The sequence below is a fragment of the Paraburkholderia sp. J12 genome (genome assembly GCF_905220215.1).
GTDB lineage: Bacteria > Pseudomonadota > Gammaproteobacteria > Burkholderiales > Burkholderiaceae > Paraburkholderia.
In genome coordinates this window covers 1-3,039 of the sequence record NZ_CAJMZC010000038.1, presented here as the reverse complement: position 1 = coordinate 3,039, position 3,039 = coordinate 1, and the positions used below count along the sequence as shown (strand labels likewise).

Annotated in this window: 2 protein-coding genes; both read left to right on the top strand. The window is 68.3% G+C overall.

All coding sequences use genetic code 11. From position 1 onward, the window contains the following. Positions 1-27: 27 nt before the first annotated feature. The gene (glmU, locus tag U5760_RS31490; RefSeq protein ID WP_322016209.1) at positions 28-1,389 is read left to right on the top strand and encodes a bifunctional UDP-N-acetylglucosamine diphosphorylase/glucosamine-1-phosphate N-acetyltransferase GlmU; all 1,362 of its coding nucleotides are present in this window, start codon (positions 28-30) and stop codon (positions 1,387-1,389) included. Positions 1,390-1,483: 94 nt separating this feature from the next. Beyond that, positions 1,484-3,039, top strand: a 1,556-nt coding sequence (gene glmS, locus U5760_RS31485) for a glutamine--fructose-6-phosphate transaminase (isomerizing) (RefSeq protein WP_322016208.1), incomplete at its 3' end; no start/stop codon positions are given.

The window sequence follows — 3,039 nt, the reverse complement described above, 5'->3', positions numbered from 1 at the left end:
GCTTCAAATTCGACCTTCACCGATGCCATGAACATCGTGATTCTGGCGGCAGGCATGGGCAAGCGCATGCACTCCGCACTGCCCAAGGTGCTGCATCCGCTCGCCGGCAAGCCGCTTCTCTCGCACGTCCTCGATACCGCCCGCACGCTCAATCCCACGCGACTCGTCGTCGTGATCGGCCATGGCGCCGACGCGGTGCGCGCGGCGGTCGGCGCACCCGATGTCCAGTTCGCCGTGCAGCACGAGCAGCGCGGCACCGGTCACGCGCTCCAGCAGGCGCTGCCGTTGCTCGACACCCGCGTGCCGACACTCGTCCTCTATGGCGACGTGCCGCTCACGCGCGCTGCCACGCTCAAACGCCTGGCCGACGCAGCCGGTACGAACGGCTATGGCGTGCTCACCGTCACGCTCGACGATCCCACCGGCTACGGGCGCATCGTGCGCGACGCCGCCGGCCAGGTCGTGCGCATCGTCGAGCAGAAGGACGCAAGCGAAGCCGAGCGCCGCATCGCCGAGATCAATACCGGCATCGTCATCACGCCGAGTGCGCCGCTCGCGGGCTGGCTCGCCGCGCTGAAGAACGACAACGCGCAGGGCGAGTTCTACCTCACCGACGTGGTCGGGCAGGCCGCCGCCGCGGGCCATCCGGTCGTCACGGCACAGCCCGGCGACGAATGGGAGACGCTCGGCGTCAACAGCAAGCAGCAGCTCGCCGAACTCGAGCGCGTGTACCAGCGCAACGTGGCCGACGCCCTGCTGGTGGCGGGCGTCACGCTCGCGGATCCGGCGCGCATCGACGTGCGCGGCACGCTCGCCTGCGGCCGCGATGTCTTCATCGACGTGAACTGCGTGTTCGAGGGCGACGTCACGCTGGCCGACAACGTCACGGTGGGCCCGAACTGCGTGATCCGCAACGCCGCGATCGGCGCGGGCACGCGCGTCGACGCCTACACGCATATCGAAGACGCGGTGGTGGGCAGCAAGGCCGTGCTCGGCCCCTACGCGCGGCTGCGCCCGGGCGCGAAGCTCGCCGACGAAGTCCACGTGGGCAACTTCGTCGAGGTGAAAAACGCGAACATCGGCGTGGGCTCGAAGGCCAATCACCTCAGCTATGTCGGCGACGCCGACGTGGGCGCCGGCGTGAACATCGGCGCGGGCACCATCACCTGCAACTACGACGGCGCGAACAAGCACCGCACGGTGATCGGCGACCGCGTGTTCGTGGGCTCGGATACGCAGCTCGTCGCGCCGGTGCGCGTGGGCCACGGCGTGACGATCGCGGCGGGCACGACAGTGTGGAAAGACGTGAGCGACGACGTGCTCGTGCTCAACGGCAAGACCCAGGTCGAGAAAACCGGCTACGTGCGGCCGGTCAAGATCAGGAAATAAGCGCAGCAACAGCCATGAACACGGCGGCGACGGCAGCAGCACGCGAGGTGTCGCGGGCGCTGCCCCGCCTCTCAACCTCCAGGGATCGAACTCCATGTGCGGCATCGTCGGCGCAGTAGCGCAACGTAACATCGTGCCCGTCCTCATCGAAGGACTGCGGCGCCTCGAATATCGCGGCTACGACTCGTGCGGCGTGGCCATCGTGACCGCGCAAGGACCGCAGCGCGTGCGCAGCGTGGCGCGCGTGGCCGAACTCGACGACCAGGTGCGCGAGGCCCGCTTCGAAGGCGTGACGGGCATCGCCCACACGCGCTGGGCCACGCACGGTGCGCCGACGGTGAACAACGCGCACCCGATCTTCTCGCACAACGCGCTCGCGCTCGTGCACAACGGCATCATCGAGAACTACGAGTCGCTGCGCGAGAGGCTGCGCGCGAAGGGCTACGAGTTCGTCACGCAGACCGATACCGAAGTCATCGCGCACCTGGTCCACAGCCTCTACCGGGGCGACCTGTTCGCCGCCGTGCGCGAGGCCGTGCAGCAGCTGGCCGGCGCGTATGCGATCGGCGTCGTGCACAGGGACCAGCCGCATACGGTGGTGGGCGCGCGCGCCGGTTCGCCGCTGGTGGTGGGCTACGGCAACGGCGAGAACTTCATTGCGTCCGACGCGCTCGCCATCGCGGGCAGCGCCGGGCACATCAGCTACCTCGAGGAAGGCGACGTCTGCGAGATCACGCTCGAAGGCGTGCGCATTGCCGACCGCGCGGGCCACCCCGTCACGCGCGAGGTGCGCGAGGTGCAGGCCTATGGCGCCGCGGTCGAACTCGGCCCGTACCGCCACTACATGCAGAAGGAAATCTTCGAGCAGCCGCGCGCGATCGGCGACACCATTCCGGCCACCGAATCGTTTTCGCCGGAGCTCTTCGGCGAAAACGCGCGCGAGGTGTTCGAGGGCATCGACAGCATCCTGATTCTCGCGTGCGGCACGAGCTATTACGCGGGCCTCACGGCGAAGTACTGGCTCGAGACGGTGGCGAAGATCCGCACCGACGTGGAGATCGCGAGCGAGTATCGCTATCGCGAGTCGGTGCCCAATCCGCGCGCGCTGGTAGTGACGATCTCGCAGTCGGGGGAAACCGCCGATACGCTCGCGGCGCTTAAGCACGCGCAGTCGCTGGGCATGGAGCACACGCTCGCGGTCTGCAACGTCGCGACGAGCGCGATGGTGCGCCTGACCGAATTCAGGTTCCTCACGCATGCGGGCCGCGAGATTGGCGTGGCGTCGACGAAGGCGTTCACCACGCAGCTGGTGGGGCTGTTCATTCTCGCGGCGACGCTCGGCAAGCTGCGCGGCCATGTGAGCGCCGGGCAGGAATCGCAGTACCTGAAGCTGCTGCGTCACCTGCCTGCGGCGCTGCACGGCGTGCTGGCGCTGGAGCCGCAGATCATCGCGTGGTCGGAGGAGTTCGCGCGCAAGGAGAACGCGCTGTTCCTCGGTCGCGGGCTGCATTATCCGATCGCGCTGGAAGGCGCGCTCAAGCTCAAGGAAATCTCGTACATCCACGCCGAGGCGTATCCGGCCGGCGAGCTCAAGCACGGGCCGCTCGCGCTGGTGACCGAGGCGATGCCGGTGGTGACGGTGGCGCCGAA

What these genes read in the sequence shown, in the direction of transcription:
- glmU (WP_322016209.1), top strand. Translation starts at nt 28, where the DNA reads ATGAACATCGTGATTCTGGCGGCAGGCATGGGCAAGCGCATGCACTCC.